The following is a 20040-nucleotide window of genomic DNA, read 5'->3' as shown; positions in this document are numbered from 1 at the left end:
GAATGTCTCCGGTCTCTTAAGTTTCCAGTGAAGCGAGCAGGCGGTCGATCAGGGCTTGCGAGGCGCCCTGATAGGCCATCGGCTCGAACAGTTCTGCGATTGTCGCGGCGCTGAGCTGCGCGGTGACTTTTGAATCTGATGTCAGCACGTCGCGCAGATGTTTCTTCTCGGCGACCGCTTTCTTGCTGGCCGCCTCGATCAGATGATGTGCGTCGCTTTTGCCGATCTTCTCAGCCAGCGCGAATGTCACCGCTTCCGCCATGATCAGCCCGTCGGTGGCGTCGAGATTGGCGCGCATCCTGATCACATCGACTTCCAGTCCTTCGGCGATGTCGACGATGGCCGCAAGTGCCCCCGAGGTGACCAGCAGCAAGGTCGGCAGGGTCGGCCATTCCGCGTGCCAGGGACCGGCGCTGCGTTCGTGGTCCTGCACCTGGGCGGCAAAAATCGTCGCCGCCAGATTGGGCGCCATGGTGGCGGCGGCAAGCGCGGTCGCGGCCGCCACGGGGTTGCGCTTGTGCGGCATGGTGGAGGAGCCGCCGCGGCCTTCGCCTGACGGCTCAAAGGCTTCGCCGACGTCGGTCTGCATCATCAGCGAAACGTCGCGGGCAATCTTGCCGCAAGTGCCGGCGAGAATGGCGAGCACGGATGCGGCCTCCGCGATGCGGTCGCGGTGGGTGTGCCAGGGGGCCTCGGGCAGCGGCAGTTTTAGCTCCTGCGCCAGCTTTTCGGCGACAGGCAATCCCTGGTCGCCGAGCGCGGCGAGCGTGCCGGCGGCGCCGCCGAACTGCAGCGCCAGCGTCTCGCTGCGCAATCGCCGCAGTCGCTTCTCCGAGCGGTGCAAGGCCGCGGCGTATTCGGCTAGCTTGAGCCCGAACGGCATCGGCAGCGCGTGCTGCAGCCAGGTGCGGCCGACCACGGCGGTGTTGCGGTGCTGGCGCGCCAGCTTGGCAAAGCCCGCGATGGCGCGGGCGGTGTCCATGAGCAGCGCATCGATGCCGGCGCGCAGGCCGAGCATGGCGCCGGTATCGATCACGTCCTGGCTGGTCGCGCCCCAATGCACGTAGCGCGCAGCATCGGCGTCAGCCTTGGCGACATTGGAGGTCAGCGCCTTCACCAGCGGGATCGCGAGATTGCCGGACCGCGTCGCGGCGTCGGCCAATGCGGCGAGGTCGAATGATTCGGCCCGGCAGGCGTTCGTGATCGGGCCCGCCGCCTGGTTTGGAATGACGCCAATCGCGGCTTCGGCGCGGGCCAGCGCAGCCTCGAAATCCAGCATGTTCTGCAGGCACGCGACATCATCGCATACCGCCCGCATCGCGGCGCTCGACAGCATCGGGGCAAGTAGTGGTGACAGGGATGTGCTCATCTGTGGCGGACCTAACCATCCCCGGCTGGCTCTGCCAACCCGGTTGGTAACGCCAATGCGCCCTGATTATTTGGCGGTATCCGGGTCACAGGGCCGGTCGCCAAAATATGCGGCATTGCGGTGATCCCTGTTGGGCTTTGCGAATATGCATCGCTCATTGTCCCAGGGCGGCCTTTCCTTATGCGCGGCCGTGCATTACTTGGGAGAACAGTTTTGAAGCGTTACAGGAGGCACCCCCATGGCCATGACGATGAACGGCGAAGTCCAGCTTGCGGCGCCGCGCGAGGCCGTGTGGGCCAAATTGAACGATCCGGAGGTGCTGAAGGTCTGCATCCCCGGCTGCGAGGAGCTCGAGAAGACCGAGGACAACGGCTTCCGCGCCACCGCCAAAATGAAGGTCGGCCCGGTCTCCGCCCGCTTCAAGGGCAAGGTCACGCTGAGCGATCTCGACCCGCCCAACGGCTACAAGATCTCCGGTGAAGGTGAGGGCGGCGTTGCCGGTTTCGCCAAGGGTGGCGCCACGGTGGCGCTGGCCGAAAAGGATGGCGGCACCTTGCTGAGCTATAATGTCGAGGCCCAGATCGGCGGCAAGCTGGCCCAGCTCGGACAGCGCCTGATCAACGGCTCGGCCAAGAAACTGGCCGACGAGTTCTTCGCCAATTTCGCCAAGGCGGTGCAGGGGTGAAGCTTGGCTGAACGCTTGGCCACGCCCAAGATTCCCGCCTCAAGTCCAGCCCGAATATCCCCTCAAGAGTCCCGCTAGGCCGCATCTGGCCATGCCGGAAGTGAGTGACTGCCACGGTTGCTCATTGCCGGGATGGCCCATATTATGGCCTTGGAACGATTTTAAACGCCTGCGCAGCCGATATGCGGCAGTGCAGCTCAAGAGAGTGCTGATGGCCAAGATTTCCCTGATCGTGAACGGCAATCCCGTAAACGCCAATATCGACCCCCGTACCCTCCTGGTCCAGTTTCTCCGCGAAAACCTGCGGCTGACGGGCACCCATGTCGGCTGCGACACCTCGCAGTGCGGGGCCTGCGTCGTCCATCTCGACGGTAAGGCGGTCAAATCCTGCACCACGCTGGCGGTCATGGCCGATGGCCATGAAGTGCGGACCATCGAGGGGCTGGCCGCCGATGGCGCGCCGCTGCATCCGATGCAGGAAGCCTTCCGTGAGCACCACGGCCTGCAATGCGGCTTCTGCACCCCCGGCATGATCATGACCGCGGTCGATTTGGTGCACCGCAAGGGCAACGACCTCTCGGACCACGTCATTCGCGAAGAGCTCGAAGGCAATCTGTGCCGCTGCACCGGCTATCAGAACATCGTGACCTCGATCGCCGCCGGCGCCAAGGCGATGGCCAAATCCGACCTTGCTTAAATCTGACCTGGCGTAAGTCCGCCTCGCATCATCGAATTCATCGCGACCGCGATCAGGAAGTTCTCATGTACGAATTCAAATATCATCGCCCCGCGACCGTGCGTCAGGCCGCCAATCTCCTGGTGAAGAACGAAGACGCCAAGGTGATCGCCGGCGGCCACACGCTGGTGCCGGTCATGAAGCAGCGGCTCGCCAGCCCGCCGCATCTGGTCGATCTCTCCCATATCGAAGGCCTCGACGGCATCGAGATGAAGGGCCGTTCGCTGGTGATCGGCGCCACCGCCAAGCACGCTGCGGTCGCGACCTCGGCCGTCGTCGGCGAAGCCATTCCGGCGCTGGCCGAACTCGCCGGCATGATCGGCGATCCCGCGGTGCGCCACAAAGGCACCATCGGCGGCTCGCTCGCCAACAACGATCCGACTGCGGATTATCCTGCCGCGGTGCTGGCGCTCGGCGCCACCATCGTCACCAACAAGCGCCGGCTGAAGGCCGAAGAATTCTTCCAGGGCCTGTTCACGACGGCGCTCGAGAGCGACGAGATCATCACCAAGGTGATGTTCCCGGTGCCGAAGAAGGCGGCCTATATCAAATTCCGCAACCAGGCCTCGCGCTACGCGCTGGTCGGTGTGTTCGTCGCCAAGCGTCCGTCGGATGTCCGCGTCGCCGTCACCGGCGCCGGTTCGGACGGCGTGTTCCGCGCCGAACCGTTCGAAGAGGCGTTGAAGAAGCGCTTCTCGCACAAGGTGCTCGACGGCGTTTCCGTTCCGGCCGAAGGGCTGAACAGCGACCTGCACGGCAGCGCCGAATATCGCGCGCATCTGATTGGCGTGCTGACGCGCCGCGCCGTCGAAGCCGCGACGGCGAAGTAAGTTTGCCGTCCCAAGAGCGTTTTCGAGCGAAGTGGATACCGGTTCGCGTGAAGAAAACGCGTCAAAACAAGAATCGAGAGCCCGGTTCTGATTCAATCAGAACCGAAAAGGCTCTAGGCTCAGCAAGATTGGCTTTGTCATGAGTGCATCGGCGCTACCCAAATCCGTCGATGCGATGCAGGAATTGCTGACCTCGCGCGGCTATCTCGCCGAGCGATCGCTGGCGACGGTGACCTATCTGTCGCTGCGGATGGGACGGCCGCTGTTCCTCGAAGGCGAGGCCGGCGTCGGCAAGACCGAAATCGCAAAGGTGCTGTCGGCCGCCCTTGGCCGCAAACTGATCCGTCTGCAGTGCTACGAAGGGCTCGACGTTGCCTCCGCGGTCTACGAGTGGAACAGCGCCGCGCAGATGATCGCGATCCGGCTGGCGGAAGCCGGCGGCGACACTGACCGCGACCAGCTTTCCAGCGATATTTTCGCCGAGCGTTTCCTGATCAAGCGGCCGCTGCTGCAGGCGCTGGAGCCCGACGTGGCCGGCGCGCCGGTGCTGCTGATCGACGAACTCGACCGCGCCGACGAGGCGTTCGAGGCGTATCTTCTGGAGATCCTCAGCGATTTCCAGGTGACGATCCCCGAATTCGGCACCGTGAAGGCGCCGCAAGCGCCGATCGTGATCATCACCTCGAACCGCACCCGCGAAATCCACGACGCGCTGAAGCGCCGCTGCCTTTATCATTGGGTGGATTATCCCAATGCCGAGCGCGAGCTGGCGATCGTCAAATCGCGCGTGCCGGATATTTCCGCAAAGCTGTCACAGCAGGTGGTGCGCTTCGTGCAGGCGCTGCGCGATCAGGACTTCTACAAGTCGCCGGGCGTTGCCGAGACCATCGACTGGGCCACCGCGCTGACCGAACTCGACGCCCGCTCGCTGACGCCGCAAGTCGTCGGCGACACGCTGGGCGCGCTCCTGAAATACCAGGACGACATCGCGCGGATGCAAGGCGACACGCTGCAGAAGGTTTTGAAGGAAGCGACGAGCGACTAGCCGTCATTCCGGGGCACGCGAAGCGTGAACCCGGAATCCATTTGTCAGCACGCACGCTGCTCAATGGATTCCGGGCTCGCGCCAAGGGGCGCGCCCCGGAATGACGATAGAGATTGGTTCCATGACAACCATCAACCACCTCAACCCGCCCACCGGCCAAATGGCCGACAACGTCATCGGCTTTGCCCGCGCTTTGCGCGCCGCCGGGATTCCGGTCGGGCCGGGTGCGGTCATCGATGCGCTCAACGCGCTGCAGGTGATCGAGATCGGCAACCGCGCCGACGTCTACACCACGCTGGAAGCGATCTTCGTCAAGCGTCACGAACATGCGCTGATTTTCAAGCAGGCTTTCGACCTGTTCTTCCGCGCCGCCGAAGAGTGGAAGTCGATGCTGGATTCGGTGCCGCTGCCGGACCACGCCAAGAAAAAGCCGCCGCCGGCCTCGCGGCGCGTGCAGGAGGCTTTGGCGCAACCCTCGATGCGCGAGGAGGCCCCGCAGGCCCAGGAGCAGGAGCTGCGGCTCTCCGTCTCCGACAAGGAGATCCTGCAGAAGAAGGATTTTGCGCAGATGAGCGCGGCCGAAATCGCCGAAGTGACGCGCGCGATTGCGAATATGCGATTGCCGCAGGCCGAACTGCGCACCCGCCGCTATCAGCCGGACGCGCGCGGGCTCAAGCTCGATATGCGCCGGACGCTGCGCGGCTCCTTGCGCACCGGCGGCGAGATCATCGACATCCGAAAGCTCGGCCGGATCGACAAGCCGGCGCCGATCGTGGCGCTCCTGGATATCTCGGGATCGATGAGCGAATACACCCGCCTGTTCCTGCATTTCCTCCACGCCATCACCGATGCGCGCAAGCGCGTCTCGGTGTTCCTGTTCGGCACCCGCCTGACCAATGTGACGCGCAGCTTACGGGCGCGCGATCCCGACGAGGCGCTGGCGCGCTGCTCGTCCTCGGTTGAGGACTGGGCCGGCGGCACAAGGATCGCCACCTCGCTGCACTCGTTCAACAAATTGTGGGGCCGGCGCGTGCTCGGGCAGGGCGCCATCGTGCTCTTGATCTCTGACGGGCTGGAGCGCGAGGCCGACGACAAACTGGCATTCGAGATGGACCGGCTGCATAGATCTTGCCGCCGCCTGATCTGGCTCAACCCGCTATTGCGCTATGGCGGCTTCGAGGCCAAGGCGCAGGGCATCAAAATGATGCTGCCGCACGTTGACGAATTCCGCGCGGTGCATAATTTGAGTTCAATGGAAGGGCTGATCGAGGCGCTTTCGGCGCCGCCTCCGCCCCATCATCGCAGCGTGATCCGATCGGCAGCTTGAAAAGAGGCCCGCTATGCTCAATCGCGACGAAGACATCCTGCAGGCCGCCGAGGCCTGGCAAAAGGCCGGTCATGGGGTTGCGCTGGCGACCGTGGTCGAAACCTGGGGTTCGGCGCCGCGCCCGGCCGGCTCCAGCCTGGTCATCAATGACGACGGCACGTTCTTAGGCTCGGTGTCCGGCGGCTGCGTCGAAGGCGCGGTCGTCACCGAGGCGCTCGACGTGATCGCGAGCGGCCAGCCCAAGATGCTGGAATTCGGCGTGGCCGACGAGACCGCCTGGAATGTCGGTCTAAGCTGCGGCGGCACTATCCGCGTCTTCGTCGAGAAGGTGGGCCAGTCGTGAAGCTACAAACTCTTTCCGAAGTGAACATCGAGCGTGCCGCGCGGCGGCCGGTGATCGTGATCACCGATACCGCCAATGGCGATCAGCGCCTCGTCAAGGCAAAAGACATCGCGACCGATCCCCTGCGGGCTGAGCTTTCAAAACAGTTGCGCATGGGCAAGAGTGGCATGATCGAGGCCGCCGGCAAGAAACTGTTCCTCAACGTCTACGCGCCGACCGCGCGGCTCGTGATCGTCGGCGCGGTCCATATCAGCCAGGCGCTGGCGCCGCTGGCGCGCTCGCTGGATTATGACGTGACGGTGGTGGATCCGCGCACGGCGTTCGCCAGCCCCGAGCGTTTTCCGGATGTGCCGCTGATCGCCGAATGGCCCGACGTCGCGCTGCCGCCGCTCAATGTCGATCACTACACCGCGTTCGTCGCAGTGACGCACGATCCCAAGATCGACGACCCGGCGCTGCTGCATGCGTTTGCGCGCGACTGCTTCTATATCGGCGCGCTCGGTTCGCGAAAGACCCACGCCAAGCGCGCCGAACGGCTGAAGGCGCAGGGCGCATCGGACGCTGACATCGCGCGCATCCATGCGCCGATCGGTCTCAACATCGGCGCGGTGTCGCCGTCGGAGATCGCGGTCTCGATCATGGCCGAGATCACCGCCGAGCTGCGGCTCCCGAAGGAAAACGTGAAAGAGCAGGCGGCATGAAGTTCGGCCCCGCCAGTCCGGCCGACGCGATTGGCGGCGTCACCGTGCATACGCTCCGCCAGGGCGCGCTGGTGCTCAAGAAGGGCACGACCATTGGTCCCGGTGAAGTCGAGGCGCTGACCAAGGCCGGCGTCAAGGAAATCGTCGTGGTGCGGCTGGAAGACGGTGACGTCTCCGAAGACGTCGCCGCGGCCAGCATCGCGCGGGCGGTGACGGGCGAGGGCGTCAATGTCGAGCGCGCCTTTACCGGCCGTTCCAATCTGTTCGCCGCGCAGGCCGGTGTGCTGGTGGTCGATCGCGCCGCGGTCGACCGTATCAACGGCGTCGATGAAGCCATTACCTTTGCGACCCTTGCCGCCTTCAAGCCGGTGGTCGAAGGCGAGATGATCGCGACCGTCAAGCTCATTCCGTTCGGCGTCGAAGCGAAACTGCGCGACGCGGCCGTTGCCGTCGCCGGAAAGAACGCGCTGCGGATTGCTCCCTACACCATCAAGCGCGTCGGCATCGTTTCCACCTTGTTGCCGGGGCTGGCGCCAAAAGTGATCGAGAAAACCTTGCGCGTCACCGCCGAGCGCCTGGCGCCGGCGGGCGCCAGCGTCATCGCCGAGCGCCGCGTGCCGCACGACGAGACCGTGCTCGCAGCCTCGATCAAGGAATTGCTCGGCCTTGGCGCCGAACTCGTGATCGTGTTCGGCGCGTCCGCGATTGCCGACCGCCGCGACGTGATCCCGGCCGCGATCACCGAAATCGGCGGCGCGATCGAGCATTTCGGCATGCCGGTCGATCCCGGCAATCTGCTGCTGATCGGCAGCGCCGGTGGCGTGCCGGTACTTGGCGCGCCGGGCTGCGCGCGCTCGCCGGTCGAGAACGGATTTGATTGGGTGCTGATGCGCCTGCTCGCAGGGCTGAAGGTGACGCGCGCCGAACTCACCGGCATGGGCGTCGGCGGCCTCCTGATGGAAATCGTCACAAGACCGCAGCCGCGCACCGTTGCCGACACCGAAGCCAGCCGCAACGTCGCGGCGATCGTGCTCGCGGCCGGACGTTCGACCCGGATGGGCGGCCCAAACAAGCTGCTCGCCGAACTCGACGGCAACAAGCTGGTGCGGACCGTGACCGAGCATGCGCTGGCCTCGAAGGCGACGGAGGTGATCGTCGTCACCGGCCATCAGGCTGATCTGGTCGAGCAGGCACTGGCCGGCTTGAGAGTGAAATTCGTCCGCAACCCGGATTTCGCCGGCGGGCTCGCAAGCTCCGTCAAGGCGGGTATTGCGGCGGTGCCGGCCAATGCCGACGGCGCGCTGGTCTGCCTCGGCGACATGCCGCTGATCGATGCCAAACTGATCGACCGGCTGATCGAGGCGTTCGAGCCGGATCGTGGCCATCTGATCGCGGTCCCCGTCAGCGAGGGCCGGCGCGGCAATCCGGTGCTGTGGTCGCGGCGCTTCTTCCGCGAATTGATGACGCTGGACGGCGACGTCGGCGCCCGCCACCTCATCGCCAAGCATGCCGAGGCCGTTGCCGAAGTCCCGGTCGAGGGCGAGAGCGCGTTTCTCGACATCGACACCCCGCAGGCGCTGGAAGCGGCACGGCGGGGGTAGGATAATCAATCCCGTCGTCCCGGGCTTGACCCGGGACCCATAACCACAGGGCGTTATTGTTGCGTGACGCTGTGGCTCCAGCCTTCTCCGCCATTACCATCGGTGGTTATGGGTCCCGGCTCAAGGCCGGGACGACGAACTGATGGATCGGTTGTTATCCCGCCCCCAAAATTCAACCCTTCGTTCACCAAGTCTCAACTCCCTCCCGGCTAGATTCCGCCCGCTGTCTTGGGGGATGGGGATCTTGATCGTTTCGACCGCTGCCGCGCAACGTCGCGCGCTGTTCATTCTTGCGTTCACTTTGGTGATCGGCGCATCGCGCTTCGTCACCGAAAGCTGGGCGGCCGGCGCGTTGGCGGTCGGCAAATGCGGCGCCTATGGCCAGGCGTATGACTATCCCGCCGAAGAGACCGCGCGCGCCGCAGCCCTGAAGCAATGCAAGGGCGACTGCACCGCCGTGACCATGAAGCGTGCCTGCGCCGCGTTGGCCATCGACATGGCCAAGCCCTGCGGCGCCCACGGCTATGCCGTGAAGCCGAAGATTTCGAGCTCGCTCAACGCCGCGACCAAGAAGTGCTACGAATTCGGCGGCAAGGAATGCGTGATCCGCGCCTGGGCCTGCGACGCCAAGGGGTAGGTCTGTCATTCCGGGCTCGCGCGATGCGCGCCCCGGAATGACGGCAGTTGGAGTGAAGGATGCAATTCGGCACCAACATCGCGCCGGGGATCAAGCGTCTAGCCATTGCTGTCGCGGTCATCGCAACCGTCGTGGTGCTGTATAAGCTGAAATATCCGACCTACAGCTATCGCTACCGCTTGACCGTCAACCTCGATGTCGACGGCCAGTTGCGCGCAGGCTCCAGCGTGATCGAGGCTTACGTCAGAAAAAATCCACCGCTTCTGCTTGGAAACCGATTGGCATTCTCCATTCATGCTAACGCGGTGCTCGTTCAGATTCCGGACAACAAGCTGGTTGTAGCGCTCCTTGCGTCGGGCCCGCTCGGTCAGGATGTCGATTTCCTTACGCGTCTTGTCCCGTCACATTTCAAGTTGGAACTCTTCAAGGACCAGCAACTTGCGCAACTTCCCATGGTGCGCGGCAACTGGGACCTGTCGCCAGCCGAATTCCCAACGATGATTCTATTCGAGCAACCCCGTGATCCCAGGAGTGCCCGCCATCTGAAGGCAGGCGAGACAATTCAAATGTCTGGTCGGCTGGTTCGAATACGCGGGGTAACGGTTGAAATCACCAATGATCCGGTTACCGTTGGAATCGAGAGCAAGCTTGGTTGGTGGAAGGATCCGGGGCGTCCAACCGTGGTTGCCGTGCAAGCGGCCGGCTTGTGGACAGCCTCCTCGACTGACGCCGAATCCGCATTCAGCCGAAACGGATATTAGATAACTCCGACGATCGATACTCCGCCAGCAAGGGCAATCTCCCATCATGCAATTCGACACCAAAATCGCGGTCGTGATCCGGACCGATCTTGAACCGTGGCAGAAGCTCAACGTGGCTTCGTTTCTGGCCGGCGGCATTGCCGCTTCTTTTCCCGAATGTATCGGCGAGCCCTATGGCGATGGCTCCGGCACCAAATATCTGTCGCTGATCGGCCAGCCGATCCTGATCTATGGCGCCGATCGCGCCGCGCTGTCGCGCGCGCTCGAACGCGCGTTGGCGCGGGACGTGACGCCTGCGGTCTATACCGAGGAGATGTTCAAGACCACGCATGATGCCGCCAACCGCAAGGTGGTGAAAGCGGTGATCCGCGCCGAACTCAATCTCGTGGGGCTCGCCATGCGCGCCGAGCGCAAGGTGATCGACAAGATCGTCGATGGGCTGAAGTTTCACAGCTAGGAAGCGTATTCCTGCCTGCGGATTGCCGTCAGGCGGAATCGCCGCCACCGCTCGCCGCGCCGCCGCCGATTCCCGAGCCGATCGAGGTGCCGATCACTGGGCCAAGAAAAACGCTGGCGGACTGGCTCGCGAGATACGCGCGGATCATGCCCAAAGAGAGCATTCCGCCGGCGACGTGATCGAGATCTTCGATGTTCAGTTCGCGAATTTCATGGCTTGAATTGGTCATGTTTCACCCCTGCGACCTTCGGTGAGATTCACGCTCACCTCAGGCCGCTGGGATACGCCAATCCAGGCTGGCTTTATGTGCCTGACGTCACGCTGGTTCCGGCAAGATGGCTGCGGCCAATTCAGGCCGGCGGCAAGCCGAGCGCCTGTCCGGCCTCGATCCAGACCGGCAATTCGCGCTGATACAAGGCATTGCTTTCCTTGAAACCGATTGCCGGTTCGAGCACGAAAGTCGCGAGAATTTCCTTCACCTTCGGATCGTTGTTGGCGGCCACGCAGAGTTCGGACAACCGGTCGACGATCGGCTGCGGCGTCGCCTTCGGCACCGCCCAGCCCGAAAAGCCGCTCACGGTGAAGAATTTCGAGGTCGCGCCGAGTTCAGGCAGGGTCTTGACGTTAGGAATCGCGTCGACCTTCTTGGAATGCACCGCGAACACAACGCCGGCGTTGCTTTGCAGGACGGATTGCGCGGCCGTGTAGCTGCCCATCGCGACGTCGAGGGTGCCGTCCGCGATGCCCGTCCACATCGGCGCTTCACCCCGGTAGTGGATCGGCTCGATGTTGAGGCCATACTGCTTGTTGAGTTCATTGATGGTGATGTGCGGGGAGGAGCCGGCGCTGTAGGTGCCGAAGTTCATCTTGCCGCTCTTGCGCGCGAAAGCGACGAAGTCGTCGAATGTCTTGATGCCGGATTTCGTGCTTGCGACCAGCAGCAGCCCGGCGCCCGGGATGATGCTGACGAGCGCCAGGTCCTTGTCCATGTCATAGCCGGGGTTCTTCATCATGACCCGGTTCATCACAAAGGTCGTCGAAATCGAGCACAGGATGGTGTGGCCATCCGGCTCGGCGCGTGCGACTTCCTGAGCGCCGATCGAACCGGAAGCGCCCGCCTTGTTTTCGACGACGACGGTCTTGCCCACCTGCCTGGAGATGTAATCGCCGAAGCCGCGCGCCAGGAGGTCGGTCTGCCCGCCCGCCGGGTAGCTGCAGACCATCCGGATTTGCCGCGACGGCCACGCGCCTTGCGCCGAGGCCCCGCGCAACAGGAACGGCGCCGCTGCAGCGGCGGTACCGGCAGCGATGAAATGGCGGCGATTGAATTTCGTTGACATGATTCCTCCCTGAATTGGCGGGGAGGGTATCGCATCGTCCGGCTTCCGCCATGCGTGAAAGACGGGACAGATTGGCGCAGTGCAGCGAATAGCGGAGAGTCCGCGGTGAATATGCATGCTCGCGTGCGCTTCTTTGTTCGATTTGCACGTGAGACCGCGGATGCAGCGCGCATCCGGCATCTCTGCGTCCTGATCGAGGGCAAGCTGTTCAAGGACTCGGGGCGTGTCGCGCCGCGGAAGGCGAGCCCGTGTTCGGGTCGCGCGAGTGCGTGGCGTGATGGATTGCTTTGCTGCGCTCGCAATGACGGCTGAACGACCAAATCCTCACGGGGACGTGAAAACGGCAGCTTCAGTCCGATATTGACAATGACTGACCAGTCAGTCATATATGTATCATGAGCAAAACGCGCCCCAGCATCCGACGCCCGTCCAAACCGGCCAAAAGCCGCGTTGTGAGCAGGGCTGCCGCCGCCAAGAGCCCGAAAGTGGTCTCGGCGAAGGTTGAGCCCGCAAAACCCGCCTCAAACCGGGCCGAACGCGCCGCCGAGCGGCGCGCGGCCATTATCGAGGCGGCGATGGATGAATTCATCGCGCGCGGCTTTGCAGCCACCAGGCTCGACGACGTCGCCAAGCGGGCAGGCGTCGCCAAGGGCACGATCTACCTGCACTTCAAGGACAAGGAAGCGCTGTTCGAGGAATTGATCCGGACCGCGATCGTTCCGCTGGTCAACCGTCTTGCCGCAGCAGGGCCGCCGCCGGCCGGCGTCTCGATCCGGGACATGGTGGAGAACTTTGCCCGCGCCTTCATCCATGACGTGGTGACGACGCGGCGTGGCGACATCGTGCGCCTGATCGTTGCCGAAGGGCCGCGATTTCCCGATATCGCCGACTTCTACTACCGCGAAGTGGTCTCGAAGGGGATCGCCGGCATGCGCGCGCTGATCGAACTCGGCGTCATCAGCGGCGAAATCCAGCAAAAGAATCTGGCGCGCTTTCCGCAGATCCTCGTAGCGCCCGCCATCGTCGCGATCATCTGGCAAAGCCTGTTCAGCAAACACGCGCCACTCGATGCGAACGAGATGTTTCGCGTTCATCTCGATCTGATTTTTGGCGAACGGAGGACGACATGACTTCGGCGCGCAAGACCTTTTCGAAAGCGTCGGCCATTCTCGCCGCGCTCGCGCTGGCCGCCGTGCTGGCCGGCTGCAAGGAGCGCAAGGATCCCGGCTTTCAGGGCTGGGTCGAAGCCGACATGATCTTCGTCAGCCCCGACGAATCCGGGCGCGTGACCAAGCTCAGCGTGCGGGAGGGCGACGAGGTGAAGCCCGGCATGCAGATCTATTCGGTCGACGACGATCTGCAGAAGGCCGATCTCAACCAGCACAACGCGACGCTGGCCAATGCCCAGCAGACCTATGACCGTGCGGCATCTTTGTCCAAGACCGGTTCGGGCACCCAGGCCAATCTCGACTCCGCGGTCTCGGCGCTGCGTGTGGCGGAGGCCCGCGTCAACACTTCGCAGACGCGGCTGGCCCGGCGCAACGGTTTCGCGCCGGTCGCCGGCACCGTTCAGCAGATCTATTTCCGCGAAGGCGAGATGGTGCCGGCGCAGCGGCCGGTGTTGTCGATCATGCCGCCCGGCAACATGAAGCTGCGCTTCTTCGTTCCGGAGACGCAATTGGCGAAGCTTGCGGTCGGCGACGAGGTCAAGGTGACCTGCGACAATTGCGCGGGCGATCTTACCGCAAAAATCTACTTCATCGCGACGACGGCGGAATATACCCCGCCGGTGATCTACAGCCTCGATGAGCGCAACAAGCTCGTCTACTTGATCCAGGCGCGACCGAACAAGCCGGCCAGTCTGCGCGTCGGCCAGCCGATCAGCGTGTTCGTCAATGCGCCGATACCGGTGGCGGACAAGCGATGAATTCAACCCCATCAACCGCGCCGGATATTGCGATCAATGTCGAGGGTCTGTCGAAATCGTTTGGCGGCCGGGCGGTCGTGCAAAACCTCTCGATGCAGGTAAAGCGCGGCTCGATCTACGGCTTCCTCGGTCCCAACGGCTCCGGCAAGACCACGACCATCCGCATGCTCTGTGGCCTGCTGACGCCGGATTCCGGCGAGGGCACCTGCCTCGGCTACGACATCCGCCGCGACGCCGACAAGATCAAGCGCCAGGTCGGCTACATGACGCAGCGCTTCAGCCTGTATCAGGACCTCTCGGTGCGCGAAAACCTGGAGTTCGTGGCGCGGCTCTACGGCCTGTCCAACGCGCGGCAAGCGGCGCGCGACATGATCCAGCGCATCGGTCTCAACGGCCGCGAGGAGCAACTCGCCGGGGAGCTTTCCGGCGGCTGGAAGCAGCGGCTGGCGCTCGGCGCCTGCACGCTTCCCAACCCGCAATTGCTGCTGCTGGACGAGCCGACCGCCGGCGTCGATCCGAAGGCGCGGCGCGATTTCTGGAACGAGATCCATGCGCTCGCAGCCGACGGCCTGACGGTGCTGGTCTCCACCCATTACATGGACGAGGCCGAGCGCTGTCACGAGATCGCCTATATCGCCTACGGCAACCTGCTGGCGCATGGCACGGTCGACGAGGTGATCGCGCAGTCGGCGCTTTCGACCTGGACGGTCACCGGCGACGATCTCAACGGTCTTGCCGATGAACTGTCAGGCAAACCAGGCGTCGACATGGTGGCGCCGTTCGGCACCAGCCTGCACGTCTCCGGCCGCGACAAAGCCGCGCTCGAATCCAGCGTCGCGCCCTACCGGGAAAACAGGGGGTGGAACTGGCAGCATGGAGATCCGTCGCTGGAAGACGTGTTCATCGACCTGATGGGCCGCTCAAAGGACAATTTCCAATGAGTACGACCGACACGAACAGCGCACGCCGCAATGTCCGGGAGCCGTCATTCGGTTTCTGGTGGCGCAGCTATGCGATGCTGGTGAAGGAATTCATCCAGCTCCGCCGCGACCGGGTCTCGTTCGCGATGATCGTGATGCTGCCGGTGATGCAGCTCGTGCTGTTCGGCTTTGCGATCAACACCACGCCGCGCCATTTGCCGACCGCGGTGTTGCTGCAGGAAGACAGCGACCTGGCGCGCTCAATTCTCAAGGCGATGGAGAACACCGCCTATTTCCGCTTTACCCATGAAGTCCACAGCGTCGCCGAGTTCGACGATCTCCTGCAATCCGGCAAGGTGCTGTTCGGCGTCGAAATCCCTCGCGGTTTCGAGCGCGCGGTGCGGCGCGGCGATCATCCGGCGCTGCTGGTCGCCGCGGATGCAACCGATCCGGTGGCGGCGGGCTCGGCGCTGGGCACGCTCAACGGCATCGTGCAGACCGCATTGGCGCACGATCTTCAGGCGGGCGATCCGCCATCGACGCCGTTCGAGATCCGTGCCCATTCGCGCTACAATCCGGCGGCCTCCTCGCGGCTCAACATCGTGCCGGGCCTGGTCGGCACCATCCTGACCATGACCATGCTGATCTTCACGGCGCTGTCGGTGACCCGTGAAATCGAGCGCGGCACCATGGAGAGCCTGCTGTCGATGCCGATCAAGCCGGTCGAGGTGATGTTCGGCAAGATCATCCCTTACGTAATCGTCGGCTTCGTTCAGGCAACGCTGATCATCGGCATCGGCGTGTTGTTGTTCGGCGTGCCCATTCTCGGCAGCCTGGCCACGCTGGCGCTGCTGACAACGCTGTTCATCACCACCAATCTTGCGATCGGCTACACCTTCTCGACCATCGTGCAGAACCAGTTGCAGGCGATGCAGCTGTCGATGATGTTCTTCCTGCCCAGCATTCTCTTGTCCGGCTTCATGTTTCCGTTCGCCGGCATGCCGAGATGGGCGCAATATATCGGCGAGTGCCTGCCTCTGACGCATTTCGTTCGCATCGTCCGCGCCATCATGCTGAAAGGCGCGACCATCCAGAATTTGCAGTACGACACCATTGCTCTCATTGCTCTGATGCTTTTGGCGATGACGATCGCCGTGACCCGCTTCCGTCGCACGCTCGATTGATGCAGTATATTTGGACGTCATTCCGGGATGGTGCGCCAGCACCAGACCCGGAATCCAAGGATTCCGGGTTCGATGCTGCGCATCGCCTCGGAATGACAAGGGTGGGGAAATGTTCGGTTTCTGGGGCAACACAAGCGAGAAGCCGGTGGTGTCGGCTGATTTTCAGCGCGCGCTGACGCAGCAAATACTGCGCACCGAGCTGATCCGGATCAAGGCGCTGATCGGGACCACCGTCCTGATCGGGCTACTGATCCTCATTGTCCATGCCCTCGATCCCAATGCGATCCAGAAGCTCTGGCACGGCCGCTTCGATCCGAGCGAGCTCTTCATCGTCCTGGTCCCGTTCGTTCTGTTCGAACTCTGGGTCCACTCCGTCATCACCCGGCACCTCGGCAAGGACCAGGACCTGCCGGTTTACCGGCGCTATGTCGGTGTGCTGGTCGAAACCTCGATGCCGACGCTTGCTTTGGCGATGCATATCGACAGCATGGGTCCGGTGGACGCGCTCGGCTTCGCGGTGCCGCTGACCTATTTCATCTTCGTCATTCTGTCGGGGCTGCGGCTGGATTTCTGGCTCTCGACCTTCACCGGGTTCGTTGCCGCAGCCCAGCTGCTTGCCATGGCGATGCTCTATCATCGCGCCGGCAGCGCCGATCCGCCGCCGGACCTGTATTATCACTCGGTGCGCAGCGTCATCATCCTGATCTGCGGGATGCTGGCCGGCGCGGTCGGTGTTCAATTGCGCCGGCAGTTCGAGGCCAGCATCCTCGCCGCGACGGCGCGCGACCGCATCACCAACCTGTTCGGCCAGCACGTCTCGCCGCAGGTGGTCGAGCGGCTGATGGCCGAGGGGGCGGCGACCGGCAGCGAAATCCGGCGTGTCGCGGTCATGTTCGTCGATTTTCGCAGTTTTACCTCGGGCGCCAGCACCCGCACTCCGCAGGAAGTGGTGGACCGCCTCGATGGCGCGTTCGCGGTGCTGGTCGACATCCTCGACCGCCATGGCGGCATCGTGAACAAGTTTCTGGGCGACGGCTTCCTGGCGCTGTTCGGCGCCCCCTTCGACTCAGGCAACGCCGCGCAGCATGCGGTGGCTGCTGCGCGCGAGATGCTTGAAGCGAACGAGCGCGCCAACAAGGCGTCCAGCTGGCCGCTGCGCATCGGCATCGGCATTCATGTCGGCGAGGTCGTTGCCGGCAATATCGGCTCGCCGCGGCGCAAGGAGTACACCGTGATCGGCGACACCGTGAATTTCGCCAGCCGGCTCGAGGCGCTCAACAAGGATTTCAATTCCCAGTTCCTGATCTCGGCGGCGGTCCATGACGCGCTCGGAGAGGAATGTCGCGATGCGGTCGCGCTCGGCGAGGTGCCGGTCAGGGGATATGAGCGGCCGGTGACGGTCTGGAAAGTGGCATAGGGCATGATCCGGAAAAGTGGAAACCGGTTTTCCGAAACGATCATGCCCCAACAAAAAGTGAGATAGCAATGCAACGGCGTTACATCACCGTCGACGTGTTCACCGATCGCGCCTTCGGCGGCAATCCGCTCGGCGTGGTGCTCGATGCCGGCGGGTTGTCCACGGCGCAGATGCAGGCGATCGCCAGAGAATTCAATTATTCCGAGACCACCTTCGTGCTGCCGCCGGTGGACCGCGCGAATGACGCGCAGGTTCGCATCTTCACCGTGAACCGCGAGATACCCTTCGCCGGCCATCCCAATGTCGGCACCGCCTTCGTGCTGGCGACGCAGGCGGCAAAACCGCCGGCGCGCCTTTTGTTCGAGGAGGGGGCGGGCCTCGTCCCGGTCGAGATTACGACCGAGCAGGGCAGGGTCGTCAGCACCGAATTCACGGCGCCGCAGCCGCTGAAGCGGATGTCGCACCTCAGTGCCGAACAGGCAGCTTCCTGCCTGTCGCTGCCGGCGAGCGAGGTCAAGCTAGACCGGCATCCGCCGCAGATCATCTCGGTCGGGCTGGCGTTCCTCGCCGTCGAACTCACCTCTCGCGATGCGCTGCGCCGGGCGAAGCCGAATGCGGAGGGATTTGCAAAGACCTTCCCGTGCGACGGCAGCGACGCGGTCTATTTCTATACGCGCGACGTGCCGCCTGGCGAAAAACCCTGCGAGTTGCAGGCGCGCATGTTCCATCCCGGCGCCAGCGGGCTTTCCGAGGATCCCGCCACCGGCAGTGCCACCGCCGCTTGCGCGGCGCTGCTCGCGGACATCGATCCGTTGAAAGATGGCGAACTGAAATTAACGATCGGCCAGGGTGTCGACATGGGGCGGCCGAGCCTGTTGCTGACGCGCGTACGCAAGCAAAACGGCGCGGTTTCGTCGATCCATGTCGGCGGCGCCAGCGTGCAGATGATGGAGGGTACGTTCCGGCTGGCCGGCGAGGGGTGAGAAACCATTTTCTCGTCATTCCGGGATGCGCCTCTTGGCGCAGGCCCGGAATCCATTGGGCCGCATAATTCGCATTGCGATGGATTCCGGGCTCGCGCTCCGCGCGCCCCGGAATGACGACTAGATCTGTTTCGCCGCCAGATTCTCCACCTTCACGCCATCGCGGTCTTCGATGATCTCGGCGATCCATTGCCGGTGGCACTGCTGATGGTCGCGCTCGTAGCAGAGAATGCAGACTGGACCGGACTTCTTCACCAGCGCCGACAATTCGTCGAGTTCTTCCTTCGCCTGCGTGGTCTTCAGATGCGCCGAATAGATCTTGTGCAGCAGATCGAACTTGCCGCTGCGCGCCGCCTCGCGGCCGGACTTCGGCGTACCCAGCCCCTTCAGATGCAGATAGGAAATGCCGCGCTCGTCGAGGCCGGCCGCGAGCTGGTTCTTGGAAAAGCCCGGCCGCCGTGACGCGGCCACCGCGCGAACGTCCACCAGCAGTTTGACGCCGGCGCTTTTCAGCTCATCGAGCACGGCCTTGGCCGGCGTCTGCTCATAGCCGATGGTGAAGAGGCGATTCCTGCGTGCCATGTCGATGTCCCATCGCCGTTATGTCCCGACGCCAGGCTAAGTCACCCCGCCACGGATTTCCATAACCGCGGAGGTTATGCCGCAGTTGCCCGGCCGCCAGATGCGTTGCTGCCGGCTGCGCCATGTCGCATAGTCGCGAAAACAGCGCCTGTTGATGGCCGGTTATATCGGGGGAAATACGATGCATGGATTTTGCCGCTCGCTGGCGTGGTTGGCCGCAGTCGCGCTGCTGGTTTGCGGCGGCGCAGCGCGGTCGCAGGGCACCTATCCCGACCGGGCCGTGAAAATCATCGTCCCGATCGGTCCGGGCGGCAGCTACGATCTGGTAGGGCGGCAGCTTGCCGACGTGCTTTCCAAGCGCATGGGACAGGGCTTCGTGGTCGAGAACAAGCCCGGCGCCGGCACCGTCGTGGGGACGCAGGCCGCGAGCCAGAGCGAGCCGGACGGCTATACGCTTGTCGTCGGCGGGCTCTCCAACATGGCATTCAATTCGGCGCTGTATTCCAAGCTCGGCTACGACCCGCTGAAGGATTTTGTGCCGGTCGCGCTGGTCTACAAGTTCGGCTATGTGATGGTCGGCCGCAAGGATCTGCCGCAGCCCAAGCTGGCGGATATCGTCGCGGCGGCGAAAGCCAATCCGGGCTCGATCTCGGTGGCGACCGCCGGCGTCGGCACCGGGCAGCAACTGGTGGCGGCGGCCTTCATGAAAGCTGCGGGGGTGAAGCTGCTGGAAGTGCCCTACAAGGGCTCGCCGCCGGCGTTCACCGATCTGCTGGCGGGCCGCATCGATCTGTTCTTCGACTCGATGGCGGCAGGCCTGCCCCATGTGCAGTCGGGGCAGGCGAAGGGCATTGCCGTGCTGGCGTCCAAACGCAGCCCGCTGGCGCCTGACGTGCCGACGATGTCGGAAGCCGGCGTTCCCGGGCTCGACGTCGATTCCTGGCTCGGAATCTTTGCGCCCGCTAAAACTCCTCCGGAGATTCTCGCCAAGCTCCGCCGCGACATCCGCGCATCATTGCCCGACCTCAAGGAGCGCTTCGAGAAGAGCGGCGGCGAAGTCTGGGACGTGCCCGACGACAAGCTCAATGCCTTTGTCGCGTCCGAATACGAGACCTGGACCAAGCTGATCCGCGAGGCCGGCATCAAGCTGGATTGACGAGGAGCGTTATTCCGAACGCGTTTTCTTTACGCGAAC

22 protein-coding genes are annotated in these 20040 nt (G+C 63.7%); 18 read left to right on the top strand and 4 right to left on the bottom strand.

Going from position 1 to position 20040, the window contains the following annotated elements:
- Positions 1 to 16: 16 nt before the first annotated feature.
- Entirely contained in the window at positions 17 to 1369 is a 1353-nt protein-coding gene (locus JQ641_RS12720) for a 3-carboxy-cis,cis-muconate cycloisomerase (protein ID WP_211996307.1), read from the bottom strand.
- Between the two features lie 238 nt (positions 1370 to 1607).
- Here JQ641_RS12720 and JQ641_RS12715 point away from each other — a divergent pair, with 238 nt between their 5' ends.
- The 11 genes from JQ641_RS12715 (at position 1608) to JQ641_RS12665 (ending at position 10492) form a co-directional block, all read left to right on the top strand.
- Positions 1608 to 2054: an SRPBCC family protein gene (locus JQ641_RS12715; protein ID WP_211996306.1), complete on the top strand. Its 447-nt coding sequence runs from the start codon at positions 1608 to 1610 to the stop codon at positions 2052 to 2054.
- 211 nt (positions 2055 to 2265) lie between these two features.
- The gene (locus tag JQ641_RS12710; RefSeq protein ID WP_211996305.1) at positions 2266 to 2751 is read left to right on the top strand and encodes a (2Fe-2S)-binding protein; all 486 of its coding nucleotides are present in this window, start codon (positions 2266 to 2268) and stop codon (positions 2749 to 2751) included.
- 65 nt (positions 2752 to 2816) lie between these two features.
- Positions 2817 to 3620, top strand: coding sequence for an FAD binding domain-containing protein (locus tag JQ641_RS12705; RefSeq protein ID WP_211996304.1), 804 nt, complete (start codon positions 2817 to 2819; stop codon positions 3618 to 3620).
- Between the two features lie 139 nt (positions 3621 to 3759).
- Positions 3760 to 4665: an AAA family ATPase gene (locus tag JQ641_RS12700; RefSeq protein WP_192734113.1), complete on the top strand. Its 906-nt coding sequence runs from the start codon at positions 3760 to 3762 to the stop codon at positions 4663 to 4665.
- A gap of 121 nt (positions 4666 to 4786) precedes the next feature.
- Positions 4787 to 5992 (top strand): vWA domain-containing protein, encoded by a 1206-nt coding sequence (locus tag JQ641_RS12695; protein ID WP_211996303.1) that lies wholly within the window; start codon positions 4787 to 4789, stop codon positions 5990 to 5992.
- Positions 5993 to 6005: 13 nt separating this feature from the next.
- Positions 6006 to 6335 (top strand): XdhC family protein, encoded by a 330-nt coding sequence (locus tag JQ641_RS12690; protein ID WP_192734111.1) that lies wholly within the window; start codon positions 6006 to 6008, stop codon positions 6333 to 6335.
- Positions 6332 to 7036, top strand: coding sequence for an XdhC family protein (locus tag JQ641_RS12685; protein ID WP_211996302.1), 705 nt, complete (start codon positions 6332 to 6334; stop codon positions 7034 to 7036). The genes JQ641_RS12690 and JQ641_RS12685 overlap by 4 nt, the downstream gene beginning before the upstream one ends.
- Entirely contained in the window at positions 7033 to 8637 is a 1605-nt protein-coding gene (locus JQ641_RS12680) for an NTP transferase domain-containing protein (protein ID WP_211996301.1), read from the top strand. The genes JQ641_RS12685 and JQ641_RS12680 overlap by 4 nt, the downstream gene beginning before the upstream one ends.
- A 247-nt stretch (positions 8638 to 8884) precedes the next feature.
- Positions 8885 to 9274 (top strand): DUF4189 domain-containing protein, encoded by a 390-nt coding sequence (locus JQ641_RS12675; RefSeq protein WP_502754954.1) that lies wholly within the window; start codon positions 8885 to 8887, stop codon positions 9272 to 9274.
- A gap of 59 nt (positions 9275 to 9333) precedes the next feature.
- Positions 9334 to 10035 (top strand): hypothetical protein, encoded by a 702-nt coding sequence (locus JQ641_RS12670; protein ID WP_211996299.1) that lies wholly within the window; start codon positions 9334 to 9336, stop codon positions 10033 to 10035.
- Positions 10036 to 10081: 46 nt separating this feature from the next.
- A complete protein-coding gene (locus tag JQ641_RS12665; protein WP_211996298.1) occupies positions 10082 to 10492 on the top strand; it encodes a DUF2000 family protein in 411 nt (136 codons plus the stop codon).
- A gap of 28 nt (positions 10493 to 10520) precedes the next feature.
- On the opposite strand, the gene JQ641_RS12660 is transcribed toward JQ641_RS12665, so the two are convergent.
- Both JQ641_RS12660 and JQ641_RS12655 read right to left on the bottom strand, forming a co-directional pair.
- Complete coding sequence (locus JQ641_RS12660; protein ID WP_211996297.1) at positions 10521 to 10721, bottom strand: hypothetical protein; 201 nt, start codon at positions 10719 to 10721, stop codon at positions 10521 to 10523.
- A gap of 121 nt (positions 10722 to 10842) precedes the next feature.
- The gene (locus JQ641_RS12655) at positions 10843 to 11832 is read right to left on the bottom strand and encodes a Bug family tripartite tricarboxylate transporter substrate binding protein (RefSeq protein ID WP_211996296.1); all 990 of its coding nucleotides are present in this window, start codon (positions 11830 to 11832) and stop codon (positions 10843 to 10845) included.
- Between the two features lie 395 nt (positions 11833 to 12227).
- Here JQ641_RS12655 and JQ641_RS12650 point away from each other — a divergent pair, with 395 nt between their 5' ends.
- The 6 genes from JQ641_RS12650 to JQ641_RS12625 all read left to right on the top strand — a co-directional run bounded on the left by JQ641_RS12650 (position 12228) and on the right by JQ641_RS12625 (position 18263).
- A complete protein-coding gene (locus tag JQ641_RS12650; RefSeq protein ID WP_211996295.1) occupies positions 12228 to 12962 on the top strand; it encodes a TetR/AcrR family transcriptional regulator in 735 nt (244 codons plus the stop codon).
- Positions 12959 to 13759: an HlyD family secretion protein gene (locus JQ641_RS12645; RefSeq protein ID WP_211996294.1), complete on the top strand. Its 801-nt coding sequence runs from the start codon at positions 12959 to 12961 to the stop codon at positions 13757 to 13759. The genes JQ641_RS12650 and JQ641_RS12645 overlap by 4 nt, the downstream gene beginning before the upstream one ends.
- On the top strand, positions 13756 to 14700 hold the full coding sequence (locus tag JQ641_RS12640) for an ABC transporter ATP-binding protein (protein WP_211996293.1): 945 nt from the start codon (positions 13756 to 13758) through the stop codon (positions 14698 to 14700). Before JQ641_RS12645 ends, JQ641_RS12640 begins: the two co-directional genes overlap by 4 nt.
- Positions 14697 to 15863, top strand: a complete 1167-nt coding sequence (locus JQ641_RS12635; RefSeq protein WP_192734101.1) for an ABC transporter permease — start codon at positions 14697 to 14699, stop codon at positions 15861 to 15863. The genes JQ641_RS12640 and JQ641_RS12635 overlap by 4 nt, the downstream gene beginning before the upstream one ends.
- Positions 15864 to 15972: 109 nt before the next feature.
- Positions 15973 to 17280, top strand: a complete 1308-nt coding sequence (locus JQ641_RS12630) for an adenylate/guanylate cyclase domain-containing protein (protein ID WP_211996292.1) — start codon at positions 15973 to 15975, stop codon at positions 17278 to 17280.
- Positions 17281 to 17348: 68 nt separating this feature from the next.
- A complete protein-coding gene (locus JQ641_RS12625) occupies positions 17349 to 18263 on the top strand; it encodes a PhzF family phenazine biosynthesis protein (RefSeq protein WP_211996291.1) in 915 nt (304 codons plus the stop codon).
- A 120-nt stretch (positions 18264 to 18383) separates the two neighbouring features.
- On the opposite strand, the gene JQ641_RS12620 is transcribed toward JQ641_RS12625, so the two are convergent.
- Complete coding sequence (locus JQ641_RS12620) at positions 18384 to 18845, bottom strand: DUF488 domain-containing protein (RefSeq protein WP_211996290.1); 462 nt, start codon at positions 18843 to 18845, stop codon at positions 18384 to 18386.
- 181 nt (positions 18846 to 19026) lie between these two features.
- On the opposite strand from JQ641_RS12620, the gene JQ641_RS12615 reads away from it, so the two are divergent.
- Entirely contained in the window at positions 19027 to 20001 is a 975-nt protein-coding gene (locus JQ641_RS12615; protein ID WP_211996289.1) for a Bug family tripartite tricarboxylate transporter substrate binding protein, read from the top strand.
- Positions 20002 to 20040 lie beyond the last annotated feature (39 nt).

It is taken from the genome of Bradyrhizobium sp. JYMT SZCCT0180, assembly GCF_018130165.1.
In the GTDB taxonomy this organism is placed as follows: domain Bacteria; phylum Pseudomonadota; class Alphaproteobacteria; order Rhizobiales; family Xanthobacteraceae; genus Bradyrhizobium.
Note: the sequence above shows the minus strand (reverse complement) of the source record. Positions and strands in the feature narration are given on the sequence as shown.